The 26,146-nt window shown below is 68.5% G+C and carries 28 protein-coding genes and 1 tRNA gene; 17 read left to right on the forward strand and 12 right to left on the reverse strand.

The window, feature by feature from the left end:
• Positions 1-21: 21 nt before the first annotated feature.
• Positions 22-93 (forward strand) — tRNA-Val (locus tag AB4Z18_RS07255).
• A 97-nt stretch (positions 94-190) separates the two neighbouring features.
• On the opposite strand, the gene AB4Z18_RS07260 is transcribed toward AB4Z18_RS07255, so the two are convergent.
• A complete protein-coding gene (locus AB4Z18_RS07260; protein WP_441782014.1) occupies positions 191-577 on the reverse strand; it encodes a hypothetical protein in 387 nt (128 codons plus the stop codon).
• A gap of 285 nt (positions 578-862) precedes the next feature.
• Between AB4Z18_RS07260 and AB4Z18_RS07265 the strand changes: the two genes are divergently transcribed.
• A complete protein-coding gene (locus AB4Z18_RS07265) occupies positions 863-1,453 on the forward strand; it encodes a hypothetical protein (RefSeq protein ID WP_441782015.1) in 591 nt (196 codons plus the stop codon).
• A 1-nt stretch (position 1,454) separates the two neighbouring features.
• Here the strand turns inward: AB4Z18_RS07265 and AB4Z18_RS07270 are convergent, their stop codons facing one another.
• The 6 genes from AB4Z18_RS07270 to AB4Z18_RS07295 form a co-directional block, all read right to left on the reverse strand.
• Complete coding sequence (locus AB4Z18_RS07270; protein ID WP_441782016.1) at positions 1,455-1,859, reverse strand: hypothetical protein; 405 nt, start codon at positions 1,857-1,859, stop codon at positions 1,455-1,457.
• 48 nt (positions 1,860-1,907) lie between these two features.
• Entirely contained in the window at positions 1,908-2,441 is a 534-nt protein-coding gene (locus AB4Z18_RS07275; RefSeq protein ID WP_441782017.1) for an adenylyl-sulfate kinase, read from the reverse strand.
• A complete protein-coding gene (locus AB4Z18_RS07280; RefSeq protein WP_441782018.1) occupies positions 2,438-2,626 on the reverse strand; it encodes a hypothetical protein in 189 nt (62 codons plus the stop codon). Before AB4Z18_RS07280 ends, AB4Z18_RS07275 begins: the two co-directional genes overlap by 4 nt.
• Before the next feature lie 171 nt (positions 2,627-2,797).
• Entirely contained in the window at positions 2,798-3,247 is a 450-nt protein-coding gene (locus AB4Z18_RS07285; protein ID WP_441782019.1) for an HIT family protein, read from the reverse strand.
• Positions 3,248-3,256: 9 nt separating this feature from the next.
• Complete coding sequence (locus tag AB4Z18_RS07290; protein WP_441782989.1) at positions 3,257-3,697, reverse strand: NUDIX domain-containing protein; 441 nt, start codon at positions 3,695-3,697, stop codon at positions 3,257-3,259.
• A gap of 15 nt (positions 3,698-3,712) precedes the next feature.
• A complete protein-coding gene (locus tag AB4Z18_RS07295; protein ID WP_441782020.1) occupies positions 3,713-4,270 on the reverse strand; it encodes a GNAT family N-acetyltransferase in 558 nt (185 codons plus the stop codon).
• A 128-nt stretch (positions 4,271-4,398) separates the two neighbouring features.
• Here AB4Z18_RS07295 and thrS point away from each other — a divergent pair, with 128 nt between their 5' ends.
• A complete protein-coding gene (gene thrS, locus AB4Z18_RS07300) occupies positions 4,399-6,396 on the forward strand; it encodes a threonine--tRNA ligase (protein ID WP_441782021.1) in 1,998 nt (665 codons plus the stop codon).
• Positions 6,384-6,995, forward strand: a complete 612-nt coding sequence (locus tag AB4Z18_RS07305) for an HIT family protein (protein WP_441782022.1) — start codon at positions 6,384-6,386, stop codon at positions 6,993-6,995. Before thrS ends, AB4Z18_RS07305 begins: the two co-directional genes overlap by 13 nt.
• A 9-nt stretch (positions 6,996-7,004) precedes the next feature.
• Here AB4Z18_RS07305 and pdxY read toward each other — a convergent pair whose 3' ends face one another.
• Positions 7,005-7,856, reverse strand: coding sequence for a pyridoxal kinase PdxY (gene pdxY, locus AB4Z18_RS07310; RefSeq protein ID WP_441782023.1), 852 nt, complete (start codon positions 7,854-7,856; stop codon positions 7,005-7,007).
• A gap of 28 nt (positions 7,857-7,884) precedes the next feature.
• Positions 7,885-9,192 (reverse strand): aminotransferase class I/II-fold pyridoxal phosphate-dependent enzyme, encoded by a 1,308-nt coding sequence (locus AB4Z18_RS07315; RefSeq protein WP_441782024.1) that lies wholly within the window; start codon positions 9,190-9,192, stop codon positions 7,885-7,887.
• A gap of 103 nt (positions 9,193-9,295) precedes the next feature.
• Between AB4Z18_RS07315 and pdxS the strand changes: the two genes are divergently transcribed.
• The 12 genes from pdxS (at position 9,296) to AB4Z18_RS07375 (ending at position 21,742) form a co-directional block, all read left to right on the forward strand.
• A complete protein-coding gene (pdxS, locus tag AB4Z18_RS07320) occupies positions 9,296-10,198 on the forward strand; it encodes a pyridoxal 5'-phosphate synthase lyase subunit PdxS (protein WP_441782025.1) in 903 nt (300 codons plus the stop codon).
• A gap of 15 nt (positions 10,199-10,213) precedes the next feature.
• Complete coding sequence (gene pdxT / locus AB4Z18_RS07325) at positions 10,214-10,849, forward strand: pyridoxal 5'-phosphate synthase glutaminase subunit PdxT (protein ID WP_441782026.1); 636 nt, start codon at positions 10,214-10,216, stop codon at positions 10,847-10,849.
• A gap of 88 nt (positions 10,850-10,937) precedes the next feature.
• Entirely contained in the window at positions 10,938-12,587 is a 1,650-nt protein-coding gene (locus AB4Z18_RS07330; protein ID WP_441782027.1) for an FAD-dependent oxidoreductase, read from the forward strand.
• 119 nt (positions 12,588-12,706) lie between these two features.
• Positions 12,707-13,471 (forward strand): YebC/PmpR family DNA-binding transcriptional regulator, encoded by a 765-nt coding sequence (locus tag AB4Z18_RS07335; RefSeq protein ID WP_441782028.1) that lies wholly within the window; start codon positions 12,707-12,709, stop codon positions 13,469-13,471.
• Positions 13,472-13,498: 27 nt separating this feature from the next.
• Positions 13,499-14,086, forward strand: coding sequence for a crossover junction endodeoxyribonuclease RuvC (ruvC, locus tag AB4Z18_RS07340; RefSeq protein ID WP_441782990.1), 588 nt, complete (start codon positions 13,499-13,501; stop codon positions 14,084-14,086).
• On the forward strand, positions 14,083-14,718 hold the full coding sequence (gene ruvA / locus AB4Z18_RS07345) for a Holliday junction branch migration protein RuvA (protein ID WP_441782029.1): 636 nt from the start codon (positions 14,083-14,085) through the stop codon (positions 14,716-14,718). Before ruvC ends, ruvA begins: the two co-directional genes overlap by 4 nt.
• On the forward strand, positions 14,715-15,755 hold the full coding sequence (gene ruvB, locus AB4Z18_RS07350) for a Holliday junction branch migration DNA helicase RuvB (RefSeq protein ID WP_441782030.1): 1,041 nt from the start codon (positions 14,715-14,717) through the stop codon (positions 15,753-15,755). The genes ruvA and ruvB overlap by 4 nt, the downstream gene beginning before the upstream one ends.
• 57 nt (positions 15,756-15,812) lie before the next feature.
• Positions 15,813-16,235 carry a preprotein translocase subunit YajC gene (gene yajC / locus AB4Z18_RS07355; protein WP_441782031.1) on the forward strand — a complete coding sequence of 141 codons (423 nt, stop codon included), beginning with the start codon at positions 15,813-15,815 and terminating at the stop codon, positions 16,233-16,235.
• A gap of 63 nt (positions 16,236-16,298) precedes the next feature.
• Positions 16,299-18,029, forward strand: a complete 1,731-nt coding sequence (gene secD, locus AB4Z18_RS07360) for a protein translocase subunit SecD (RefSeq protein ID WP_441782032.1) — start codon at positions 16,299-16,301, stop codon at positions 18,027-18,029.
• Positions 18,029-19,048 carry a protein translocase subunit SecF gene (secF, locus tag AB4Z18_RS07365; protein WP_441782033.1) on the forward strand — a complete coding sequence of 340 codons (1,020 nt, stop codon included), beginning with the start codon at positions 18,029-18,031 and terminating at the stop codon, positions 19,046-19,048. Before secD ends, secF begins: the two co-directional genes overlap by 1 nt.
• A 9-nt stretch (positions 19,049-19,057) precedes the next feature.
• Entirely contained in the window at positions 19,058-19,426 is a 369-nt protein-coding gene (locus tag AB4Z18_RS07370) for a rhodanese-like domain-containing protein (protein ID WP_441782034.1), read from the forward strand.
• Positions 19,427-19,495: 69 nt separating this feature from the next.
• Positions 19,496-21,742 carry a RelA/SpoT family protein gene (locus AB4Z18_RS07375; RefSeq protein ID WP_441782035.1) on the forward strand — a complete coding sequence of 749 codons (2,247 nt, stop codon included), beginning with the start codon at positions 19,496-19,498 and terminating at the stop codon, positions 21,740-21,742.
• Here the strand turns inward: AB4Z18_RS07375 and AB4Z18_RS07380 are convergent.
• The 3 genes from AB4Z18_RS07380 to AB4Z18_RS07390 all read right to left on the reverse strand — a co-directional run bounded on the left by AB4Z18_RS07380 (position 21,729) and on the right by AB4Z18_RS07390 (position 24,502).
• Positions 21,729-22,304, reverse strand: a complete 576-nt coding sequence (locus AB4Z18_RS07380; RefSeq protein ID WP_441782036.1) for a type IV toxin-antitoxin system AbiEi family antitoxin — start codon at positions 22,302-22,304, stop codon at positions 21,729-21,731. The two genes, AB4Z18_RS07375 and AB4Z18_RS07380, sit on opposite strands and share 14 nt — an antisense overlap.
• A gap of 110 nt (positions 22,305-22,414) precedes the next feature.
• Positions 22,415-23,644, reverse strand: a complete 1,230-nt coding sequence (locus AB4Z18_RS07385; protein WP_441782037.1) for a DUF349 domain-containing protein — start codon at positions 23,642-23,644, stop codon at positions 22,415-22,417.
• Positions 23,645-23,722: 78 nt separating this feature from the next.
• Complete coding sequence (locus tag AB4Z18_RS07390; RefSeq protein ID WP_441782038.1) at positions 23,723-24,502, reverse strand: peptidylprolyl isomerase; 780 nt, start codon at positions 24,500-24,502, stop codon at positions 23,723-23,725.
• A 141-nt stretch (positions 24,503-24,643) separates the two neighbouring features.
• On the opposite strand from AB4Z18_RS07390, the gene AB4Z18_RS07395 reads away from it, so the two are divergent.
• The gene (locus tag AB4Z18_RS07395) at positions 24,644-25,984 is read left to right on the forward strand and encodes a replication-associated recombination protein A (protein WP_441782039.1); all 1,341 of its coding nucleotides are present in this window, start codon (positions 24,644-24,646) and stop codon (positions 25,982-25,984) included.
• Positions 25,985-26,146: the final 162 nt, after the last annotated feature.

Here is a 26,146-nt window from a genome sequence, read left to right on the forward strand (position 1 = left end):
CTGAGCTTCGCGTTCAGGCTCGGGCGATTGGCGCAGCGGTAGCGCGCTTCCCTGACACGGAAGAGGTCACTGGTTCGATCCCAGTATCGCCCACAGAAAGACACCCCCGAGAAATCGGGGGTTTTGTCGTTTGAGCGAAGAATGTCCGCCGGGGACGCTGAGACGGCGGGACCTGGGCTCGTGTGCCGGTCTACGAACCGACCGTACCCGCCGGAGTCGGGACGATGATGCGCCCGTCATCGGCACCGCCCACCTGGATCTGTCCGTCCGTCCCGATGAGTACTTGTCGGCTCCACTGGTCGGGCATCGGACATGCCGCACCCTTCTGACCCGGGACGAGCTCGAGCGCCATCCGTGCGGTCCGAGTCGTCGTGCCCGTCTCGTCGGTCAGCGTGACGACAAGGTCGTGCTTCTGCTCGAGGTCGACATCTCTCGGGGCCAGCACCTCGAACGACGGCCTGGTTCCGTCCTCATCGTCGCAGGAGCCGGCGAAACAGGCGTGAACCGTCCCGCCGGCATGCAGACGGAGCCAGATCGACGCTTCGACAGCGATGTGAGGCGGGCGGATGTCGGGCATGGAGCATGCAGGGTAGAAGGGGGAGCAACCAGCGAGAAGACTTGCAGTCAGGATGCACACCAACGCGGCTACTCCACGCCGGCCGCGGGCTGCCCGACACCGCCGGTCAGTGATGAGGGACATCCGGTGTCGGGACCCCGTCTTCATGGTCGGACACAAAAACGATCCACAACTTCGGGATTCTGGCGAGTCACGAGGCGACGCTACACCTGACGCCAGAGGGGTACAGACCGCGAGTCGATCGGCTCTTGCGAGAGAGAGCCGCTGTGTGGTCGTCTGGGCGCTGTGAGCTTCTTCCCGCCTGACCCACCCGAAGACGACACCGAGAGCGGCGAGCATGTCGCTGCGCCATGGTGGAAGCCTTCCGACGACGAGCTCGCCGCCATCTTCCCGATCGGTGAGACGATCGCCAGTAACGACACCGTCGCCCTCATCCTGAGCATGGCCCGCGTCTACAGCAACGGCGTCGAGTTCCTCATCGACCGCCGTATTCGACGTGCAGGCAGGAGTCGTCAGGAATGGCAAGGATTGCAGTTCCGGATGCACGATCACTTCGGCGGCTGGGATCCGAAGCGACTCCGCTACGGCGTCGTTCTCGGTGACGGCCAACAGCTGATCGCCGATATTGGGCCCGGCATGTTCGGTGTCACCCCCGAGAAGCACAGCCTCACCCGCTCTGGCGGAGGAGGCGGCGGTGGCGAGGACACCTACCGGTTCGATGACGGCATGTGGCTCTGGCCGCTGCCTCCCGAGGGTCCGCTCGAGGTTGTCGTCCAGTGGCCGGCCTTCGACATACCGGAGTCGCACGTCGTGCTGGACAGCGCACCGCTTCTTCAGCTGGCGTCTCAGGCCCGTCCGGTGTGGAGTTCCGACTGATTCAGGTGCCGTCGCCGATGGTCCGGTCTCCTGTCGGCGGGCGGTGCCGCTGCTCGCGCCGGTCCAGCTCGTCCCGGAGCGCGACGAAGAAGCGGTCGATCTCGCCCAGTCGACGCGTGTACAGCAGCGTCTCGGCACCGCCGACCCGTCCAACCGCGTCGAACTCGACGCGAGTGTGCCCCTCATCCACCGGAACGAAACGGACTTGCGGCGCGAACAGCGCGTAGCCACCGAGTATCTGCGCGAACGGATCCCGCAGGCTGGTTCCCCGCAGGGCGTCGCGAACGAAGTCCTTCACTTCCTCGAAGGGCACCGGGACGACCTCGCTCGGGATGCGCCGCGGGACGACGGCCTTCTTCCGGAAGCCGCGAAGACTCCGGCTCTTGCGTGGCTCCAGCTCGCTCACACCTGAAGGGTACGCCGTCCCGGGATCGGCACGGCGTGGGTCTCCGGCTTAGCGATGTGCGCCGGACGGGACCCACCCGGCGGCTGCCAGCACGTCTTGCGCCACCTCTGCGACGGAACGTCCATCGGTCCGGATCCGGTGCGCATCGCTGGCCGCGTCGAGCTGTGCCGCCGCCGCTCGGCTGCGGTCGATGTGCTCCCGAAGGGCGCTCCCTACTTCACGGAGTGACAACCTGTCGGCGACCGTTTCGTCGGTGGCCATCAGCAGCACAGGGAACGCGCGCACTTCTCCACCGAGCGCTGCGCTCAACTCCGGCAGCTGCAGCACGCTGACCGTGTTGGTGAAGAGGAGGCGCGAGTATCCGACCGCCTGGTAGTTCCTCCACATCGCTGCCAGATTGCGCTCCGCCAGGTCGATCCCGTTGCGCCAGGGCTCGGGATACGCCTGGTCCAGGTTGTCGCCCTCGATGACGGCATGGCGGATGCCTACGTGCGCCAGAATCCGAGAAGCCTCGGCCGCGACGCTCGTCTTCCCGACCCCGGATCGCCCGCCGATGAAGATGACATCGGTACCACTGGTCACGTCCGCCTCCGGCGCGTCATGATCAAGCTGACGACGACGGCAATCACGATGATGACCGCGAGGATTGCGAGCGGCAGCCAGGAAGGGATCGGCGACGAGAGCACAACCGTGTCCACACACGTGTGACCGCTCGGCGACGGACTCGCGCAGGACGCGAGCACCAGGGGCAGCATCAACGTCACCACCCCGCCATCCGTCCCCGCATGCGCGTTAGCCTACGGGCATGCGGCGACGCCGGAGCAGAGCCAGTGCCGGGGCCGTGGTCGTATGAGCCGGTGGAGATAACACTGAGCTGACGGGCACCCTAGCCTTGTTCCTCCACCCTTCGGCTCGGAGGCCCCGAGGACACGCGGTCCTCAGCGCACCGCAGGCATCGCGTCTCGGATAGCTTCCGCGTCGCTCTCGAGGAGTGACCACTCACGTTCATGGGAGACGGCGTTGAGGGTCCAGCCGTCGCCCGGCGAGCGGGGAATGACGTGAAGGTGGAAGTGGAAGACGGTCTGGAATGCAGCCTCGCCGTCGGCGACGAACATGTTGATGCCCTCGCACGGGATGCTCGAACGGCGTAGCGCCCGGGCGATTTCGTGACCGACGGACCAGACATGCACAGCGGTTGCGGCATCGAGGTCCTCGAACCCGACGGCGTGCTCGCGTGGCACGACGAGGAGGTGGCCGTGGGTGACGGGGTTGATGTCCATGAAGGCGACAACCGTCTCGTCTTCGTAGACCACGCTGGCGTCGACGTCGCCCGCCGCGATGGCGCAGAAGACGCATCGCGATTCTGCTGACGACGTGTCCTCGTTCATGGGCACAACCTATCCCGCGTCCCCGATCACCCGGTCGATCCAATGCCGCCTCGGCAGGCCGGCGATGGCGTCGCGCTCGAACCAACCGAGTTCGAGCAGCTCATCCATATCCGGTGCGGCCGGAGTCAGGAGGTCGCACTCGTACGCGATGCTGACGTAGCCGACGCGGTCGCCGTTCGGGTATTCGACCATCATCGGCTCACCGCCGTAAGCGCCGATGATGCCTCCGACCCGGACCTCGGCACCGGTCTCCTCGAGCACCTCGCGGGCGAGGGCGGCAGCCAGCTCCTCACCGGGCTCAACGCCGCCACCGATCAGGCTCCAAAGGCCGGAATGCGCGTGCCGCGCCAACAGGAACCGTTCACCGTCGCGGACGACGGCCGTGACGCCCGGCAAGAGCAAGAAGTCGTTGCCGATCCGATCGCGGATGGACTGGACGTACTCGGACATCGCCACGACGGCAGCCTACGAAGCGCGCTGTTCGGCAGCCGGCGGGAGCCAGGCTCCGAACCACTGGGCCGCGCCCCATTCCTCGTTTCGTTCGAGCTCTACGAACCCGAGTTTCTCGATGACGCGGAGTGAGGCTTCGTTGGCGAGCTGCGTCGAGACGACGAGGGGCTCCTGCGGAGCGGCCGCCCGGAACCATGCCATCGCCGCCGCGCAGGCTTCCGTCGCATAACCATGGCCCCACGCCTCCGGCAGAAACAGGTAGCCGAGTTCGGCTTCGCCACCCTTACTGCGCACGTGGCCCTGCCGCTCGGCGTCCCGGGGATCGAACGTCACCAGGCCGATCGTGTCGCCGTCCAGCTCGACGGCGAAGAAGCCGACGCGCTGCCCGGGGATGGCGGGCATCAGCTCGTCGAGGTGCTCACGGGGTTCCGCGCCGCCCACGAATTCGTTCACCCGCGGGTCGCTGAACAGGTCGAGCAGTGCTTCCCGGTCGCGTGACTCGGCCGCGCGAAGAATGAGACGGTCCGTCGCGATCGGAGCAGGGGGCCAGGTCACTTCGTCGAGATGCGCCATGGCGTGAGCGTAGCGGAGGCCGCCGCGTCTAGCCGCGGTGTCCGCAGGGTGGCCCCGAACCCGGGCGGCACCGGCGTCCGGCTAGAGTTGGAGGGTTCTCTTTCAACCCACGACTAAGGAGTGGACAGGTGGCCGACGGCTTCGAGCTCTTCACCGACCGTTCCGTTGTCGCAATGCGCGTCAACGGTGAGCTGAAGGACCTCGCGACCACCGTCACGACGACCGACGAGGTCGAGCCGGTCACCATCGACTCGCCCGACGGCCTCAGCATCCTGCGACACTCCACCGCGCACGTGCTCGCGCAGGCCGTGCAGGCCGTGAACCCGGAGGCGAAGCTCGGGATCGGGCCGCCCATCACCGACGGCTTCTACTACGACTTCGATGTCGCCGAGGCGTTCACCCCGGAGGATCTGAAGGCGCTCGAGAAGGAGATGTCGCGCATCGTGCGGGCGGGCCAGCGGTTCGTCCGCCGCGTCGTCACCGACGAGGAGGCCCGCGCGGAGCTTGCCGACGAGCCGTACAAGCTGGAGCTGATCGGCCTCAAGGGCGGCGTGCAGCACGGCGACACCGCCGCCTTCGACGAGAGCGAGTCCGTCGAGGTCGGCGCGGGAGAACTGACGATCTACGACAACGTCGATCCCCGTGGCGGTCAGGATGGGTCGGGCGAGACGGTCTGGAAGGACCTCTGCCGCGGCCCGCACCTCCCGAACACCCGGATGATCGGCAACGGCTGGGCGCTGACCCGCGTCGCCGCCGCCTATTGGCGCGGCAACGAGAAGAACAAGCAGCTGCAGCGCATCTACGGCACCGCCTGGGCGAGCAAGGAGGAGCTGCGCGCCTACCAGACGCGCATGGAGGAGGCCGCCAAGCGCGACCACCGCAAGCTCGGCGCCGAGATGGACCTCTTCAGCTTCCCCGACGAGATCGGCTCGGGCCTCGCGGTGTTCCACCCGAAGGGTGGCATCATCCGCAAGGAGATCGAGGACTACATGCGCGATCGGCTGATCGCGAACGGCTACGAGATGGTGAACACGCCACACATCACCAAGGCGCACCTGTTCGAGACCAGTCAGCATCTCAACTGGTACAAGGACGGCATGTTCCCGCCCATGCACCTCGACGAGGAGCGCGACGCCGAGGGCAACATCACCCGGCAGGGCCAGGACTACTACCTGAAGCCGATGAACTGCCCGATGCACAACCTGATCTTCCGGGCGCGCGGCCGCAGCTACCGCGAGCTCCCGCTCCGCCTGTCCGAGTTCGGCACGGTGTACCGCTACGAGAAGTCGGGAACGCTCGCCGGTCTCACCCGCGTGCGCGGCCTGACTCAGGACGACGCTCACATCTACGTGGCCGAGGAGCAGATCAAGGACGAGGTGGCCCGCCAGCTCGAATTCGTGCTGGAGACCCTGCGCGGCTACGGCCTCACCGACTTCTACCTGGAGCTCTCCACAAAGGATCCGGACAAGTACGTCGGAAGCGACGAGAGCTGGGAGACCGCGACCGAGACCCTCCGTCAGGTCGCCGTCGAGTCAGGCCTCGAGCTCGTGGACGACCCGGGCGGGGCCGCGTTCTACGGTCCGAAGATCTCGGTCCAGGCACGGGATGCGATCGGCCGCACCTGGCAGCTCTCCACCGTCCAGCTCGACTTCAACCAGCCGGAGCTGTTCGAACTGGAGTACAACGCGGCCGACGGCACGCGCAAGCAGCCGGCGATGATCCACCGTGCGCTGCTCGGATCCATCGAGCGGTTCTTCGCCATTCTGCTGGAGCACTACGCGGGCGCGTTCCCCGTGTGGCTGTCGCCGGTGCAGGTGGTCGGCATCCCGGTCGCGGACCAGTACGCGCCCTTCCTCGACGACGTCATCTCGCGGCTCCGCGCTCGCGGCGTGCGTGCCGAGGTCGACCACTCGGACGACCGCATGCAGAAGAAGATCCGCACCCACACCAAGGCCAAGGTCCCGTTCCAGCTCATCGTGGGCGAGGAGGACGCGTCGGCCGGCACGGTCAGCTTCCGCTTCCGCGACGGCACGCAGCGCAACGGCGTGACGGTCGACGAAGCGATCGAGCGGATCGTTGCGAGCATCAGCAGCCACGAGCTGGTCGACACGGCATGGCACGACTGAACCTCGGCTCGTACGACGGTGCCCCCGGAGGCGGGGCGGACTCGTCCGCACCCGTTCCCGGGGACTACGTCCGCGTCGACGACCCGTCGTACCTCGTGGGGGTGCCCGACGAGTTCCAGCGCCTGTGGACTCCGCACCGGATGGTGTACATCCAGCAGGGCCAGCCGGGCAAAGACGACTGCCCGTTCTGCGTCGCGCCCACCCTGAGCGACGAGGATGCGCTCATCGTCGCCCGAGGGACGCACGCGTACGCCCTGCTCAACCTCTTCCCGTACAACAGCGGCCACCTGCTGGTCTGCCCGTACCGTCACATCGCCACCTACGACGAGGCGACGACGGAGGAGGTCGCCGAGATCGGCAGCCTCACCCAGACGGCGATGCGTGTCATCCGCGAGGTGTCGAAGAACGACGGCTTCAACATCGGCATGAACCAGGGCGCCATCGCGGGGGCGGGCATCGCCGCGCACCTGCACCAGCACGTCGTGCCGCGGTGGGCTCAGGATGCGAACTTCCTGCCCATCATCGCCAAGACGAAGGCGCTGCCGCAGTTGCTCGGCGAGGTGCGCGCGGCGATCGCCGGCGCCTGGCCGGCGGCGTAGCGCCCCGCGCTAGCGCACGCGGGTGACCGCGAACTGCTCGCGCGGGTGCGCGTACGACTCCTGCGACTCGACGAGCTGCAATTCGCGGTCGCCCGACTCCAGCGTGCGCGTGAGCAGGTCGAACACGCTCGACACCGTCTTGCGGAGGGCCAGTTCGGCATCGCCCGTGCGGACGTAGTGCGCCGTGAACAGCGCCGCCGTCACGTCGCCCGATCCGTTCGCCTTCATCGGCAGTCGCGGGGTCTGCACGATCCAAGCGCCGGCGTCATCCACGGCCAGCATCTCGATCGTGTCCGCCGGAGCATCCGGTCGCTCGACGCTCGTGACGAGTACCGTGCTCGGGCCCATCGCGCGCGCCGCATCCACCGACTCCAGCGTCGACTCGAGCGTGTCGGGGGAGGTCTCGGTGAGAAAGCCGAGCTCGAACTGGTTGGGGGTGATGATGTCGGCGACCGGAACGACGCGTTCGCGCAGGAGGACAGGGATGGCCGGCGCCACGAAGCAGCCCGACTTCGCGTTGCCCATCACCGGGTCGCATGCGTACACGGCGTTCGGGTTCGCAGCCTTGACCCGGGCGACGGCATCGATGATGACATCCCCGATGCCCTCGCTGCCCTGGTACCCGGAGAGCACCGCGTCGATCTGCCCGAGCACGCCGCGCTCCTCGATGCCGGTGATCACGTCACGGACGTCATCGGGGGAGATCAGTGGTCCGCGCCACGCGCCGTAGCCGGTGTGGTTGGAGAAGTTCACCGTATAGACGGGCAGGACCTCGACGCCGATGCGCTGCAGCGGGAAGACGGCGGCCGAATTTCCGACATGACCGTAGGCGACCGCGGACTGGATCGAGAGGATCTTCATCCCTCGATCCTCTCACCTCCCGCGGCCGTCACTTCGCGGCATCCGCCAGATCGTCGAGCAGGCGTGCGCTCTCCTCGTCGGTGAGATCGTGGACGGTCAGCCGGAGGTGGTGCGACGGCGCGGGATGCTCGGCGAGCTGGAACTCGTCGCCGGTCCGCGCCAGCCAGCCCCGCCGCATCAGTCGTTCGGCGACGAGCCGCGCCTCGACCGGCAGGTCGACCCACAGGTTGAGCCCGTCGAGCGCCTCCGTCGGCAGTCCCCGTTCGGTGAGCCCGGCCGCGAAAGCGGTGTTCCGCTCCGCGTAGTGGCGTCCGGCTGCGGCGATCTCCTCGAGCGCCGCCTCGTCGGTGAGCTGCGCCAGCACGAGCCGCTGCAGGATGTGGCTCACCCAGGTCGTACCGGGGCTCAGCCGGAAGGCGAGGCGTTCGGCCGTGTCCGGATCGGTCGCGGCGACGGCCAGGCACATGTCCGGCCCGAGGAACTTGGACACGGACCGCACCAGCGCGAACCGCCGGTGCTCCGGCCCGATCAGCGACTCGTACTGGCGCTGGGAGAGCATCGAGAAGTGGTCGTCCTCGATGATGAGCACGTAGGGATGCTCGGCCAGCAGCCCGCGCAGTTGTGCGGCACGTCCGGGGGAGAGGGTCGCTCCGGTCGGGTTCTGCGCGCGCGGCGTGCAGATGATGGCGCGGACACCGGCATCGAGTGCCGCGCGGAGTCCCTCGACCGTCATCCCCTCGGCGTCGACAGGGACGGGCACGGCCCGGTAGCCGCCATGGCGGACCGTGTGGATGCTCGCCAGGAAGCACGGGTCCTCGAGGGCGACGGCGTCGTCGCGGAGGAGCGCCTGCGCGAGCAGCCGCTCGACCGCATCCACCGCTCCGTTCGTGACCGTGATGCGCACCGGCCGGCCGGGGAGGTCGCCGCTGACCCAGGCGAGCGCGCGCTCCTCGAGCGCGGGGTCGATGACCGGCTCGCCGTAGAGCACGGGTCGCCCGATCGCACCGGCGAGAGCGGCGGTGAGGTCGGGGATGCGCCCGGCGTCCGGGTTGCCGGGGCCGATATCGCGCAGGATGCTGTCCTGCGCGTAGCCCTCTTGGGCGACGGCTTCGATTCCCGCGATCACCGTTCCGGCCCGGCCGCGGGCGGTGACGAGGCCCGCCTGCGCAAGCAGCCGATACGCGGCGACGGCGGTGTTGCGGTTGACGCGCAGCTGCGCCGCGAGTTCGCGCACCGGCGGCAGGGCGTCACCGCGCCGCAGCGCTCCTCGCTCGTGCAGCGCGCGCACGCTTGCGGCGATCTCCGACGCCGTCGTGCCCGTGATGTTTCCGTCCATGTCGCTCCCCGCACGAGTGTCCCGCGAGCGAGTCTATCCACCGCAGCGGGGATGCTATCGTTCGGCATAGGCCAAAAGATTCTTTGTTCCGCACGAGAGGGCGATGATGACAGACAACAACCAGGGCGCAACCGGCTCGAGCCGCGTCAAGCGTGGACTCGCCGAGATGCTGAAGGGCGGCGTCATCATGGACGTCGTCACCCCCGAGCAGGCGCGCATCGCCGAGGACGCGGGAGCCGTCGCCGTCATGGCGCTGGAGCGCGTCCCGGCCGACATCCGTGCCCAGGGCGGCGTCGCGCGCATGAGCGACCCGGACCTGATCGAGGCGATCATCAGCGAGGTGTCCATCCCCGTCATGGCGAAGGCCCGCATCGGCCACTTCGTCGAGGCGCAGGTGCTGCAGGCGCTGGACGTGGACTACATCGACGAGTCGGAGGTGCTCTCGCCCGCCGACTACGTGAACCACATCGACAAGTGGAGGTTCACCGTCCCGTTCGTCTGCGGCGCCACCAACCTCGGCGAGGCGCTGCGGCGCATCAACGAGGGCGCGGCGATGATCCGCTCCAAGGGCGAGGCCGGTACCGGCGACGTGTCGGAGGCGACCAAGCACATCCGCAAGATCACCTCGGAGATCAACGGCCTGAAGTCGATGACGAAGGACGAGCTGTACGTCGCGGCCAAGGAGCTGCAGGCGCCGTACGAGCTGGTCGCCGAGATCGCCGAGACCGGCAAGCTGCCCGTCGTGCTGTTCACGGCCGGTGGCGTGGCGACCCCCGCGGACGCCGCGATGATGATGCAGCTGGGCGCCGACGGCGTGTTCGTCGGCTCGGGCATCTTCAAGTCGGGCAACCCCGAGCAGCGCGCGGCCGCGATCGTCAAGGCGACCACGTTCTACGACGACGCTAAGGTCATCGCGGAGGTCTCGCGCGGACTCGGCGAGGCGATGGTGGGCATCAACGTGTCCGACCTGGCCGCGCCGCACCGCCTCGCCGAGCGCGGCTGGTAAGTGCTGCCGGATAACGTGCTGACAGAAGACGTGCTGACCGGGAACGTGCGGACAGGAAACGTCCGCACGAAGGTCGGCGTCCTCGCGCTGCAGGGCGACTTCCGCGAGCACATCGCGGTCCTGCGGGGCCTGGGTGCCGACGCCGTCCCGGTGCGGCGCCCGGCCGAGCTGGAGGAGATCGGCGGCCTGGTCATCCCGGGCGGCGAGTCGAGCGTGATGGACAAGCTGTCCCGCGCCTTCGGGCTCGCCGAGCCGCTGCGTGAGGCGATCGCCGACGGGATGCCGGTGTACGGCACGTGCGCCGGCTTGATCATGCTGGCCGACCGCATCCTCGACGGGATCGCGGGACAGCAGAGCCTCGGCGGCCTGGATGTGGCGGTGCGCCGCAACGCGTTCGGCTCGCAGCTGGACTCGTTCGAGACCGACCTCGACATCCCGGCGGTCGGCGAGGAGCCGATGCACGCGGTCTTCATCCGCGCGCCGATCGTGGAGAGCGTCGGAGAGAAGGCGACGCCGCTCGCCCGTGTCGGCGACGGCCGGGTGGTGGCGGTGGAGCAGGGCAGCCTCCTCGGGACGTCGTTCCACCCCGAGATCACGGGAGACACGCGCTTCCACGAGTACTTCCTGCAGAAGGTCCGGCAGGCGGCGTAGCTCGGGGGCGTGGCACCGCGGGCCGCGGCGCCTCTAGGATCGCCGCGGAGCCCTTCCCGCCCCTGCCACCCGAGCTGCGAGGACCGCCATGACCCAGCGTCCGACCTTCCGCGTCCCCGTCGGCAGCGCCGCGAATCCGGTGCTCGACCGCGGATCCCTCGACCGGCTGAGGTCGCTGGGAACGGTGGAGGACGTCTCGGCGGGGGACACCCTCTTCAGGGCTGGAGACGAGAACCTCGACTTCTTCGTGATGGAGGCCGGGCGGGTGAACATCGTCCGGGAGGCGACGGGCGGGTCGCGGGCGCGGACAGTCGCCCTGTGGCAGGCCGGAGAGTTCCTCGGTGAGTTGAGCATGCTGACCGGCCAGGCGTCCATCCTCACCGCGCTCATGATCGAGCCGGGGCGCGTGCTGCGCATCCCGAACGCGGTGTTCAAGCAGATCATGGCGACGGACGCGGGACTCTCCGAGACTCTGCTCGAAGCGTTCCGGGCCCGCCGGCGGCTGCTCATGGCCGCGGCGGACCGCACCGTCGAGCTCTTCGGTCGCGAGGGCAGTGCCGGCGCGCTTGCTCTGCGCCGCTACGCCGCCCGCATGGAGCTTCCGCACCGCTGGATCGACGTCGCGACCGACGAGGGCCGCAAGGCTCTGGCAGCGACGGGCCTCAACGAGGCCGACCTCCCGCTCGTCCTGACCAGGGGCACAGCCCTGCCGAAGGCGACTCCGCGTCAGCTCGCCGAAACCGTCGGGCTCGCCTTCCGCTACCGAGACGGCGACTCGTTCGATCTGGTCGTCGTCGGTGCCGGACCTGCCGGTCTCGCCGCGGGCATCTACGGCGCGTCCGAAGGGCTGAGCACTCTGGTGCTCGACGCCCTCGCCCCGGGCGGCCAGGCCGCGGCGAGCTCGCGCATCGAGAACTACCTGGGCTTCCCGTCGGGCCTCTCCGGGGCGGAGCTGACCGAGCTCGGGCTCGTCCAGGCGCTCAAGTTCGGTGTCCGCCTGTCTGCACCGGCCGACGTCGTCCGGCTTCAGCACGAAGGGGACGGCATCGTGCTCGAACTGGGGGACGGCGACCGTCTCACCGCCCGCTCCGTCGTCGTCGCGACCGGCGCCCGGTACCGCCGGCTGCCCTTGGAGAACTGGGCGGAGTTCGAGGGTGGGAGCATCTTCTTCGCCACGACGGAGCTGGAGGCGCGGACGGTTGCACAGCGTCCCTCCGTCGTCGTCGGAGGAGCGAACTCGGCCGGGCAGGCGGCCCTGTACCTCGCCGGACTCGGCGGTGACGTGTCGCTGGTCGTGCGCGGCCCCTCCATCGAGGCGAAGATGTCGGCCTACCTCGTCGACCGGGTCGTCGCGCACGAGCGCATCCGCATCCACGCCTCCTCCGATGTCACCGGGCTGCACGGCGGGGAGCAGTTGGAGGAGGTCACCATCACCTGCTCCGCGACTGGTGAAGACGAGCGGGTGACCGCCGCCGCCTTGTTCTGCTTCGTCGGCGCAGAGCCGGGGGCGTCGTGGCTATCCGGGGCGGAGGTGGACGGGAGCGGGTTCCTCCTCACCGACGTCGACCTGCCCGCGCCGGAGGAGGGGAGTCGCGGCCCGCTGCCGTTCGAGACGAGCCTGCCGCGGGTCTTCGCCGCAGGGGATGTGCGGCACGGCTCGATGAAGCGGATTGCCGCCGCGGTGGGCGAGGGTGCGAGCGCCGTGGCGTCGGTGCACCGGGCGCTGGCGGTGCGCTGAGCCGGGCACCCTTTTGCGCATCCCTTTCGGGCATCGTTCCTGGCGCCGCGTCGTCCAGGGGCCGGCACGGACGAGGCACTATTATGGACGGGTTCAGAACGTAATCCGAGGGAGCACCAGTGTCCGGGCATTCCAAGTGGGCAACGACCAAGCACAAGAAGGCGGTGATCGACGCCCGCCGCGCGAAGTCCTTCGCCAAGCTGATCAAGAACATCGAGGTCGCGGCGAAGACCGGCGGCGCCGACATGTCCGGCAACCCGACGCTCGTCGACGCGGTGCAGAAGGCCAAGAAGACCTCCGTCCCGAACGACAACATCGACCGCGCGATCAAGCGCGGCGCCGGCCTGACCGGCGAGTCGATCGACTACGCGACGATCATGTACGAGGGCTACGGTCCGGGCGGCGTCGCCCTGCTGATCGAGTGCCTTACCGAGAACAAGAACCGCGCAGCCGCTGAGGTGCGCACGGCGATGACCCGCAACGGCGGCACCATGGCCGACCCGGGCAGCGTCGCCTACAACTTCCACCGCAAGGGCGTCATCGTTGTGCCGCACGCCGACGGTGTGGATGAGGACACCGTCCTCGCCGCAGTGCTCGACGCGGGTGCAGAAGACGTCACCGACCGCGGTGAGAGCTTCGAGGTGGTGACGGAGGCGTCCGACCTGGTCGCCGCCCGAACCGCGCTGCAGGACGCCGGCATCGACTACGACTCCGCTGACGCGGAGTTCGTGGCGACCGTCAACGTCGAGGCCGACGCCGAGGTCGCCCGCAAGGTCTTCCGCCTGATCGACGCTCTCGAAGACTCGGACGACGTGCAGAACGTGTACACGAACCTCGACATCAGCTCCGAGGTGCAGGCCCAGCTCGACGAAGACGACGAGTAGGGGCGGGGGCGGGCCGAGACCATGACGATCAGGGTGCTCGGCATCGACCCGGGGCTGACGCGCTGCGGCGTCGGGATCGTCGACGTGCGTCCCGACCGCCGGGCGACTCTCGTCCACGTGACCGTCATCCGGACGCCGCCGACCATGGCGCTGGAGGAGCGGCTCCTCGCCGTGGGCACCGGCATCGAGGGCTTGCTCGACGAGTTCGGCCCCGCCGTCGTGGCGATCGAGCGCGTGTTCGCCCAGCACAACCTCCGCACCGTCATGGGCACGGCGCAGGTCAGCGGCGTCGCACTCCATTCGGCGGCGAAGCGCGGTCTGCCGGTCGCCCTGCACACGCCGAGCGAGGTCAAGGCGGCGGTGACCGGCTACGGCTCCGCCGACAAGAAGCAGGTGCAGACGATGGTCGCCCGCATCCTGGGCCTCGCCGAACCCCCGAAGCCGGCGGATGCGGCGGATGCGCTCGCGATCGCCATCTGCCACGCGTGGCGCGGCGGGCCGGTGGCTCCGGACGCCGGGGGAGCGACGGGCGCCCTGACTCCCGCTCAGCAGGCGTGGCGCGCCGCGGAGCGCTCCGGCCGGACGTCGGCGGCCGCCCGTAGGCTTGCACGGTGATCTCCTCCCTCCGCGGTACCGTGCTCTCAGCGAGCGGCGGCACCGCCGTCATCGAGGTGGGCGGCGTCGGCTTCGCGCTGCAGCTCACGCCCGACCACGTGCTGTCGCTGCGCATTGGCGAGGAGGCGTTCCTCCACACCTCTCTCATCGTGCGTGAAGACGCACTGCAGCTGTTCGGCTTCGCCGACCGCGAGCAGCTGGAGGTCTTCGAGCTGCTGACGAGCGTCTCGGGCGTCGGCCCCAAGTCCGCAATCGGCGTGCTGTCGGTGCTGACTCCGGACGACATCGCCGCGGCCGTAGCCGCCGATGACGACGCGCCGTTCCGCAAGGTGTCCGGAATTGGACCCAAGACGGCCAAACTCATCGTCGTCTCACTGACCGGCAAGCTAGTGGCCACGCGCCGCCCGGTGCGTGCGGCCGCGAGCGGCGGCGCCCCGTCGTCCGTCTCCGACAGCGTGCTGATCGCCCTCGTCGGGCTCGGCTGGCCTGAGAAGGTGGCCGCCGAGGCGGTCGCCGAGGTGGTCGCGGACACCGACGAGAAGCAGCGCGACAGTGTCCAGACCCTCCTGCGGCTGACGCTCGCTCGCCTCGGCCCAGGCCAGACCTCGGGCGCAGCGAAGGCGTCCCGATGAGCGACGAGGATCTGACCACGCCCGAACTCGAGTCGGAGTCGGAGCTCGCCTTCGAGGGCGCCCTCCGGCCGCGCAGCCTCGCCGAGTTCGTGGGACAGGCCAAGGTGCGCGGTCAGCTGCAGCTCCTCCTGACGGCGGCCCGGATGCAGGAGCGCACGGCCGATCACATCCTGCTCGCCGGTCCTCCCGGGCTCGGCAAGACGACGCTGGCGATGATCGTGGCCCATGAGAGCGGCCGTCCGCTCCGGCTCTCGAGCGGCCCGGCCATCCAGCACGCCGGCGACCTGGCGGCGCTGCTGTCGTCTCTCACGCCCGGCGAGGTGCTGTTCATCGACGAGATCCACCGCATGGCGCGGTCCGCCGAAGAGATGCTGTACCTCGCGATGGAGGACTTCCGCATCGACATCATGGTCGGCAAAGGGGCGGGGGCGACCTCCATCCCGCTCGACCTCGCTCCGTTCACCCTCGTCGGGGCGACGACGCGCTCTGGTCTCCTCCCGAACCCACTGCGCGACCGCTTCGGCTTCACTGCCCACCTCGAGTTCTACGACGACGCGGAGCTGACGCAGGTGCTGTCGCGCGCGGCGACGATGCTGGAGTTCGACATCGACCGTGAGGCCCTCGCCGAGATCGCCGGGCGCTGCCGCGGAACGCCGCGCATCGCGAACAGACTCCTCCGCCGGGTGCGCGATTATGCGCTCGTGCACGGCGGACGCGGCGACCTGGATGCCGTGCGGGCCGCCCTCGAGCTCTACGACGTCGACCCGCTCGGGCTCGACCGGCTCGACCGTGCCGTGCTGCACATCCTTCTCGAGCGCTTCGACGGCGGTCCCGTCGGCCTCAACACCCTCGCCGTCTCGGTGGGGGAGGAGGCCGAGACCATCGAGTCCGTCGTGGAGCCGTTCCTCGTCCGCATCGGACTGCTCTCCCGGACCCCTCGGGGGCGCATGGCGACCGCCGCGGCATGGCGTCATCTCGGGATCCCCAGCCCGCGGCTGGATTCCTCCCAGCCACCGACGCTGATCGATGACATATAATCCAAGCTGGCCGTTCGGCCAACCCCCTTGCCCCCCATTGAAAGGCTCGGCAGCTCCATGGTCTTTGACCCGTTGACCATCCTGATGGTCGTCATTCTGGCGGCCCTCGTCTTCTTCATGTTCCGGAACAGCCGGAAGCGCCGCAAGGAGCAGGAGGACACGCGCTCGAAGATGGTGCCCGGAGCCGAGGTCATGACCAACTTCGGCCTCTACGGCACGCTGGTCTCCGTCGACGAGAGCGACAACACGGCCGTCATCGAGACGAGCCCCGGCCACGTCGTGAAGGTGCACCGCCAGGTGCTCGCCCGCGTCGTCGAGCCCACCACCCCCGAGCCCGTCGCTGACGACGCTGAGGCTCCTGGAGTCGAGCTCAACGAAGACCACGCCATCACGGCCGACACCGCGGACACCGCTGCGCCGGAGTACGGCGAGCGTCTGGACGAGCCCTCCAAGAAGCCCGGCTCGAAGAGCGACGACTAAAACATTTTCCTGTGCTCCGGCGCCGTAGCGGCGTCGGAGTGCTCGTAGAAAGCTGAGTTCCTGGTGGCAAAGTCGACCCCGGTCAAGAAAGCCTGGCGTTCGCTGACATGGCTCGGCGTCCTCGTGGTGGTGCTGCTCGGCACCCTCACGGCGGGCGTCCTGTTCAGCAACGCAACCTGGCTGCCGAAGCTCGCCCTCGACCTTGAGGGCGGCACGCAGATCATCCTCGCGCCGCAGGTCGAGAACGGTCAGTCCGTGCAGCAGGAGCAGCTGGACCAGGCGGTCTCGATCATCCGCCAGCGCATCGACGCGTCCGGTGTCTCCGAGGCGCAGATCTCGACCGAGGGCTCGCGCAACATCGTCGTCTCCCTCCCGGGCAAGCCGGACCAGGCAACCCTCGACCGCGTCAAGTCGAGCGCCCGCCTCGACTTCCGACCGGTGCTCGTCGCCGGCGGACCGACGAACGAGGTGGTGGGCGCCGACGGCAAGTCGACGCCGGCCCCGACTCCCGCGCCCGGCCTCCAGGCCACCCCGTCGACGAAGCCGACCAACGGCAGTGACCTCGCGTGGGTGACGCCGAAGCTCCAGGCGGAGTTCGACGCCTACGACTGCAAGGCGAACGCGAAGAAGACGTCGAGTTCGGCGCCGACCGATGAGCCGCTCATCACTTGCGACGACCAGAACACGGTCAAGTACCTGCTCGGTCCCGTAGAGGTCAAGGGCCAGGACATCAAGGACGCCAGCGCCGGCCTCGTGCAGAGCTCGCAGGGTGTGACGACGGGCCAGTGGGCCGTCAACATCGTCTTCAACGACGCAGGGACGAAGGCCTTCTCCGACGTCACCACGCGGCTCGTCGCGCTGCAGGGTTCGCAGAACCAGTTCGCGATCGTGCTCGACGGCAAGGTCATCTCGGCCCCCACCACACAGGCGGCGATCACCGACGGCAAGCCGCAGATCACGGGTAACTTCACCGAGACCACCTCGAAGGCCCTGGCGGACCAGCTGAAGTTCGGCGCGCTGCCGTTCAGCTTCAAGGTGCAGAGCCAGGACACGATCTCCGCGACGCTCGGAACGTCCCAGCTCTTGAGCGGGCTCATCGCCGGTCTGATCGGCCTGATCCTGGTCGCGATCTACACGTTCATCCAGTACCGCTTGCTCGGCCTCGTCACGATCTTCTCGCTGGTCGTCGCGGGTGTGCTCACCTGGTTGACGATCTCGCTGCTGTCGTGGCACTACGACTACCGCCTGTCCCTCGCCGGCGTCGCAGGTCTGATCGTCGCGATCGGCTTCACGGCCGACTCGTTCATCGTCTACTTCGAACGCATCCGAGACGAATTGCGTGACGGCCGAGGGTTGGAGTCTGCCGTCGAGGCGGGGTGGGGCCGCGCCCGGCGCACGATCTACGCGTCGAAGGCGACCAACCTCCTCGCCGCGATCGTGCTGTACATCCTCGCCGCGGCGAACGTTCGCGGCTTCGCGTTCACGCTGGGATTGACGACCATCATCGACGTCATCGTGGTGCTGCTGTTCACTCATCCGACTCTCCAGCTGCTGGCGCGCACGCGGTTCTTCAGCTCCGGGCACCCGCTGTCCGGCCTCGACCCGCAGGCGTTGGGTGCCGTGTACCGGGGTGCGGCGCAGTTCCGCGCACCGACCGCGACCGTCAAAGCCGGCACCGCCGTCCGCGCCGGTAAGGAGGCGGCTCGCCGCCAGACAATCGCCGAGCGCAAAGCAGCAGAGCTCACCGGCGCCTCGACGTCCTCGGATCGTTCGACCGAAGGGAAGGACTCCTGATGGCCAGCCGTCTTGTGAAATTCGGTAACGACCTCTACACCGGGGCGCGTTCGATCGACTTCGTCGGCAAACGGAAGATCTGGTACGCGATCGCCGCCGTCATGGTCGTGGTCGCCATCCTGATCCCCGTGATCAAGGGCGGCTTCAACTTCTCCATTGAGTTCCGCGGCGGATCGCAGTTCCAGATCAGCGATGTGTCGAGCACCGACACGACGAAGGCGCAGGCAGCGGTTACCAGCGTGGTGCCGAACGCCGTCTCGCATGTGAGCGTCGTCGGCGACAACGCGGTGCGGGTGCAGACCGACCAGCTCTCCGAAGCGCAGACGCGCGACGTGTCCGAGGCGCTCGCGAAGGCCTACAACGTCGACGGCGAAGAGGTGTCCGCCACCTTCATCGGTCCGTCGTGGGGCGCGGATGTGACGCAGCAGTCGATCCAGGGCCTCGTCGTCTTCCTCCTGCTGGCGTTCATCGCCATGGCGCTGTACTTCCGCACCTGGAAGATGTCGGCGGCCGCCATCATCTCGCTCTTCCACGACCTGATCATCACCGCGGGCGTCTACGCGCTGGTCGGCTTCGAGGTCTCCCCGGCGACGATGATCGGCTTCCTCACCATTCTCGGCTACTCGCTGTACGACACCGTCGTGGTGTTCGACAAGATCCGCGAGAACACCAAGGAGGAGCTGGAACTCACCCGGCGGACCTTCGCCGAGTCGGTCAACCTGGCGGTCAACCAGACGCTGGTGCGGTCCATCAACACGGCCGTGGTGGCCGTGCTGCCGGTCGCGTCGATTCTGTTCATCGGTGCTTACGCGTTCGGCGCGGCGACGCTGCGCGACATCTCGCTCGCACTGCTCATCGGCATCATCGTCGGTACCTACTCCACGATCTTCCTGGCGGCGCCGATGTACTCGCAGTTCCGCGAGAAGGAGCCGGCGATCAGGAAGCACGACCAGAAGGTGCTCTCCATCCGGCCCAAGGCCTCGGTCAAGGCCGACGCCGTCGTGACGGCCGCGGAGTAGTCGCACCGAATGAGCGACACCGCCGCGCAGTCCGGCTTCCTCCCCGAAGACGAGGTCTCCGCCGCGCGTGCGCAGGAGCTGACGGAGGCGGGAGCGGCGTGGTTGCTCGACGTGCGCGAGCCATACGAGTGGGAGGCCGGTCACGCCCCAGCCGCCCACCACATCCCACTCGCTGAGCTGGGGGACCGGCAGCACGAGCTGCCCGAGGACCGCCAGCTGCTCGTGATCTGCCGGAGCGGGGCGCGATCGCGGATGGTGACCGACGCGCTCAACGAGGCGAACTACCCGGCAGCGAACGTCGTGGGCGGGATGGGCGCCTGGCAGGCGGCCGGCGGCCCCGTCCAACGCGACGACGGTACGCCAGGAGCGATCGTCTAGGTTCCGCGACGTTGACCATGACAGAACGGTCAGCGGGAGCGGCCATAATAGACGACAGGAGGCGCGCGAATGGTTGACACGACGACATCGCAGAGCGCTTCTCTGCGCCGTCTGGTGCCGCGCATCTTCTCTCGCGCCCAGCCCTCCGGCGCCGTCGACACTCTGATCCGCACGGTGCGGACGCACCACCCGAAGGCCGACCTGTCGCTGATCGAGCGCGCGTATTCCGTCGCCGAGCGTGCCCACCGCGGTCAGAAGCGGCGATCCGGCGAGCCGTACATCACCCACCCCGTGGCCGTCGCGCAGATCATCGCCGACCTGGGCATCGGCGCGAAGACGATCGCGGCCGCGCTGCTGCATGACACGGTGGAGGACACCGAGTACACGCTCGATGAGCTGCGTGACCAGTTCGGCGACGAGATCGCGATGCTGGTCGATGGCGTCACGAAGCTCGACAAGGTCAAGTACGGCGACAGCGCGCAGGCCGAGACCGTCCGCAAGATGATCGTCGCGATGTCGAAGGACATCCGCGTCCTGATCATCAAGCTCGCCGACCGGCTCCACAACGCGCGTACGTGGGGCTTCGTGCCTGCCGCCTCCGCCACGCGCAAGGCAACCGAGACTCTCGAGATCTATGCCCCGCTGGCGCACCGCCTCGGCATCCAGGCGATCAAGTGGGAGCTCGAAGACCTTTCTTTCGCGGTCCTGTACCCGAAGCTGTACGCCGAGATCGAGAGCCTCGTGAAGCAGCGCACGCCCGAGCGCGAGCGGCTGGTTCAGGCGGTCATCGATGCGATCAACGACGACCTGAAGTCCGCCAAGATCCGCGGCAAGGTCGTCGGACGACCCAAGCAGTACTACTCGATCTACCAGAAGATGGTGGTCCGCGGTCGCGAGTTCGACGACATCTACGACCTCGTGGGCATTCGCGTCCTGGTCAACACCGTCCGTGACTGTTACGCCGTGCTCGGGCAGATCCACGCGCGCTGGACTCCGATGCCCGGCCGGTTCAAGGACTACATCGCGACGCCGAAGTTCAACCTGTACCAGTCGCTGCACACCACGGTCATCGGCCCGCAGGGGCGCCCGGTCGAGATCCAGATCCGCACCGAGGAGATGCATCAGCGGGCGGAGTTCGGTGTCGCGGCGCACTGGAAGTACAAGGAGCAGACCACCGGTAAGAGCAGCGGTGGGCCGGCGAAGGTCGACAACGACCTGGCCTGGCTCGCCCACCTCTCCGATTGGCAGGCCGAGACCGCCGACCCCAGCGAGTTCCTCGACTCGCTCCGTTTCGAGATCGGTGCGAAAGAGGTCTACGTCTTCACGCCGAAGGGTCGGGTGATCGGCTTGCCGGCCGGCGCGACGCCCGTCGACTTCGCCTACGCGGTGCACACCGAGGTCGGCCACCGCACCATGGGTGCGAAGGTGAACGGCCGTCTGGTGCCCCTGGAGAGCAGCCTGAACACCGGCGACGTGGTGGAGATCTTCACCTCTAAGAATCCGGATTCCGGACCCAGCCAGGACTGGCTCAATTTCGTCCAGAGCCCTCGGGCGCGCAACAAGATCCGGCAGTGGTTCACCAAGGAGCGCCGCGACGAGGCCATTGAGCAGGGCAAGGACGCGATCGCGCGTGCCATGCGTAAGCAGAACCTGCCGCTGCAGAAGCTGATGACGCAGGATGCTCTGGTCGAGGTCGCCTCGTCGCTCAAGTATCCCGACGTGTCGGCGCTGTACGCGGCCGTCGGTGAGGGACACGTCTCCACCCAGTCGGTGATCGAGAAGATCGTCGCGTCGCTGCAGACCGAGGCTGAGTCGGACGGCGAGCTGGAGATCCCCGCCAAGGGGCGCCGCCAGCTGCGCAACAGCGACTCGGGCGTGCTGGTGCGCGGAGCGCCCGACATCCTGGTCAAGCTCGCCAAGTGCTGCACCCCGGTTCCCGGCGACCCGATCGTCGGCTTCGTCACGCGCGGCCAGGGCGTCTCGGTACACCAGGCGAGCTGCCACAACGTGCAGTCGCTGCTGCAGGAGCCCGACCGCATGATCGACGTCGAATGGGCGCCGAGCTCGAAGAGCGTCTTCCTGGTGCAGATCCAGGTGGAGGCGCTCGACCGTTCCGGGCTTCTCAGCGACGTGACCCGCGTGCTCTCCGAGCATCATGTGAACATCCTTTCGGCCACGGTGACGACCTCCAGCGATCGTCTGGCTCTCAGTAGGTTCGTCTTCGAGATGGGTGACACCACCCACCTCGACCGTGTGCTCAACGCAGTGCGGCGCATCGACGGCGTCTACGACGTGTACCGCGTCAGCGCGGGCTGACCGGGCTGAGCGGAAGTACCGCACGCGCGACGGCCGGCATCCGGCTCCGTGCGAGGCCGCTTCCCTTGCGTCGACTGGCCCGGAGCAGCTCGTCCAGTTCGGCGGGGGTCACCGCGGCGAGTGCCAGCAGGTGGCGCACCTCCAAAGCCTCTGCATCGCCGAAGGTCGTTGACACGCTGAGCAGGTCGCAGGCAGTGCGCAGGGGAGTCGTCACCCGCACGGCAGCGAACGACTGCGTGTCGTCGGTGCCGAGCGCCCGATGGCTCACGTCGACGGACGGTGCGGTCATGCCGCCCCGGCGATGCAATGGAACGCACACCTGCGGGATCGGCGGAGGCAGGGCGCGCGTGCCGTGGATCCAGGCGGCGGACCCCCGGTCTGCGACCGCCCAGAGCGGCACTGACCGGGCGAAGGCCTGCGCCCGGAGGTCCGGACCGTCGGGCGTGCCGACCGGGGCGAACTCGTCACCGACCTGAAAGAGGTGGCCGTCGAGGCAGAGAGCGAGCAATTCGACGACCGGCAGCACGCCGGTGTCGAGTAGAGGGGGCGAGATCGAGGTCATGAACCCAGCCTCGCCGGTCGGCTGTCCGGTCTGGCGGTGCAGGACGGAACGGTGGAGAACCTGCCGGTCACTGACGCTGTGGACAGCGCCCCTCGATCACCGCCCCCGCATCACCCCAGCGCGTCGAGCCAGATCTTGCGCGCGTCCAGCGCTTCCTGGGCAGCCTTCACCTTGCCGGCGTCGCCGGTGGCCTGAGCGTCGGCCAGCTCCTGCTCGAGCTTGGCGATCGCTGCGTTGAGCTGGCTCGCAAGCCCCTCGGAGCGGGCTTTCTTCTCGGGGTTGTTCTTCTCCCAGTGCTCCTCGTCGAGGCGACGGACCGCAGCCTCGACCCGGCGCAGGCGGTCCTCGATGGGGCGCACCTGCTCGCGCGGCACGCGGCCGATCTGGTCCCAGCGCTCCTGGATCGACAGCAGCTGGGTACGCGCGGACTCGCGGTCGGTCGCCTTCAGCAGCGGCTCAGCCTCCTCGACGAGGGCGAGCTTCGCCTGGAGGTTGCCCTCGTACTCGACGCTGTCGCGCGCATCCACCTCGGCCTTCGCAGAGTAGATCGCGTCGCCCGCGGCCTTGAAACGGGCCCACAGAGCGTCGTCGTTCTTCTTGCCCGCGCGCCCGGCCGCCTTCCACTGGTCGAGCAGGCGCCGGTACTCGGGAACACCGTCGGCGCCCTGGGGGATGAGGCGCTCGGCCTCCTCGATGAGAGCGTTCTTGCGATTGCGCACATCGCGGTGCTGGGTGTCGAGCTCGGCGAAGAACGCCTTGCGGTTGTGCTCGATGGTCGAGCGTGCGGCACGGAAGCGCTTCCAGAGCTCGTTGGCCTCGTTCTTCGGGAGGCGCGGGCCGTCGTGCTGGTGCGCCTGCCAGCGGGCGAAGAGGGCGTCGAGATCGGCGCTCGTCGTCTTCCACTGCGTCCGCGCGGGATCTTGGGCGGCGAGGGCTTCGGCCTGCTCCACGATGGAGGTGCGCTCGGCGAGTGCGGCCTCGAGCGCGGCCTTCGCCTCGGCGCTCTGCTGCTCCGTGAGCTCCTCGACCGTGCCGCCCAGCGCATCCAGTCGCGTCAGCAGCGACGCGAGGTCGCCGACCGCGTTGGCGCCCTCCACGGACGAGCGGAGGTTCGCCACCGACTTGGCGATGTCGTTGGCGGGGGCTCCGCGGCGCGCGCGCTGCTCCAGCAGGCTGACCTGGCCCGCGAGATCGGTGTACTTGCGCTCGAAGTAGGCAATCGCCTCCTCGGCCGTACCGTCGGGGTATTCGCCGACGACGCGTTCGCCGTCGCCCTCACGGACGTACACGGTCCCGGTGTCGTCGACACGTCCCCAGGGGTGCTGTTCAGAAGTAGCCAAGAGCCTCACCTTGCTGCTGCGCGATACGGGCGGGATGCCGCCCCACGTTTGGGAATCAGCCTATTGCACGTGCCGCGGTCACTGCAGGGTGAAGCTGTCGATGGTGGTCTTGACGGCGGGTGCGCCATCCGTCTTTCCACCCTCGACACCCTTGTCGGTGACCTGGCTCTTCAGCTGGTCCAGGCCGCTTGTCACGCTGCCGATGACCGTGTAGCCGCCGGCCTGATCCGCCGAGATCTTCGTGTCGTCGTAGACGATGAAGAACTGGCTGCCCTGGCTGTCCGCATTGTTGCCCTGACGCGCCATCGCGATGGTGCCGGCCTTGTACACGTTGTCCGCAGGCGCGTTCTCGATGGGCCCGTACTCGTAGCCCGGTCCGCCCTGGCCGGTGCCCTCGGGGTCGCCGCACTGCAGCACGTAGAAGCCGCCGTTGGTGAGCCGGTGGCAGGTGAGGCCGTCATAGAACTTCTTCTGCACCAGGGAGACGGTGGAGGAGACCGCCTGGGGGGCTGCGGCGCCGTCGAGGGAGACGCCGAGTGGGATGCCGTTGATCGTCATCGTGCCGGTCCAGGTGCGATTCTCCGCCAGAGTCTTGGACGGAACGGCGCCCGCTGACGGTGCGGCCGACGGCGACGGGGATGCCGATGAGGACGCCTTCGCGACGCCCGGGCCCGCGGAGAAGTACAGCAGCTGCGTGCCGACCGCCAGCGCGACGATCACGAACGCCGCGATTCCGGCCACCCAGTTGTCACGCTTGCGGCGCTTGACCTTGTGCTCGTGGACGGTCTGTCGCGCCTGGTAGGCGCGCAGGCGCTCCCGCGCCTGTCGCGCTTCGCGGTCGTTCTGCTTCGGTGCCACGTGTGTCCTCCGGCGGTCCGTACGGGGGATGTCCGCGAGGCCTCGCCCGCTGGATCATGGAGAACCCTATCCGGCGGCCCTATGGAGGACAAACCCGCCGTTCCCAGGCGGAGTGTCAGCGGTCACGACTAGCCTTGTCAGGTGGTCGACGTGCAACCTGGGCTCCGCACCGGAGCGACTCCTCTCGCGGTGCGCATGCGCCCGAAGTCGCTCGACGAGGTGGCCGGCCAGCGTCACCTGCTGAAGCCCGGGTCCCCGCTGGTCGCCCTTGCCTCCGACAAGGAGGGCCAGACGGGTTCCGTCTCCGTCATCCTGTGGGGCCCGCCCGGCACGGGCAAGACCACGCTCGCGCAGGCCATCGCGCACTCGTCCGGCCGCCGGTTCGTCGAGCTCTCCGCGGTGACGGCGGGGGTGAAGGATGTCCGGCTGGTGATGGACGAAGCACTGTCGACGCGCGACCTGTACGGCGTTTCGACCGTCCTGTTCCTGGACGAGATCCACCGTTTCACCAAGGCACAGCAGGATGCGCTGCTTCCGGGCGTCGAGAACGGCTGGGTCATCCTCGTCGCGGCGACCACCGAGAACCCGTCGTTCTCGGTCATCTCGCCGTTGCTCTCGCGCAGCCTGCTCCTCACGCTCGAGACGCTGAGCGACGACGACCTCGGCCTGGTCATCGACCGCGCGGTCGAGGACGACCGCGGACTCGGCGGGCACTACACGGTCGAGCCGGAGGCGCGTGCCGTCCTCATCCGGCTCGCCTCGGGTGACGCCCGCCGCGCTCTCACAGCGCTGGAGGCGGCGTCCGTGACCGCGGCCTCGGCCACTCCGGCGACCTCGAAGAAGAAGCCGGTGATCACGGCTGAGCTCGTCGCCCAGGCGGTCGACCGAGCTCTGCTGCGCTACGACCGCAATGGTGACGAGCACTACGACGTCATCAGCGCGTTCATCAAGTCGGTGAGGGGCTCCGATGTCGACGCGTCCCTCCACTACCTCGCCCGGATGATCGAAGCGGGGGAGGACCCGCGCTTCATCGCCCGCCGCATCATCGTGCTGGCGTCGGAGGATATCGGGATGGCCGACCCGCAGGCGCTCGGCGTCGCGATCGCCGCCGCCGACGCCGTCCAATACATCGGGATGCCGGAGGGCCGCATCCCACTCGCCCAGGCCGTCGTGCACCTGGCCACGGCGCCGAAGTCGAACGCGTCCTACATGGCGCTGGATGCGGCCATCGCCGACGTGCGCGCCGGCAAGATCGGGCGCGTGCCGAAACACCTGCGCGACGCGCACTATTCCGGGGCCAAGCGGCTCGGGCACGGCAAGGGCTACAAGTACCCGCACGACGACGCCCTCGGGGTGCTCGAACAGCAGTATCTGCCCGACGAACTGACCGGGACGACGTACTACACGCCCACCGAGCACGGCAACGAACGGGATGTGTCCGCGCGGCTGGCGAAGCTGCGCCGCATCGTGCGTGGACGCTGACCGCGATCTGTTAGACTTTCTGGGCCTAGAAGCGTGTTCGGGGTGCGGCTGCCGCGTCCACGTTTCGAAAGGACTGGCCCTGTAGCCGGGCGTCCCGGCGACAATCCCTCTCTCTGCGGGCAGTGCCTAATACAGGCGTGTATGCCCGCATCCCATTTGTCA

The organism is Leifsonia sp. 2TAF2, from assembly GCF_052115085.1.
Taxonomy (GTDB): Bacteria; Actinomycetota; Actinomycetes; order Actinomycetales; family Microbacteriaceae; genus Leifsonia.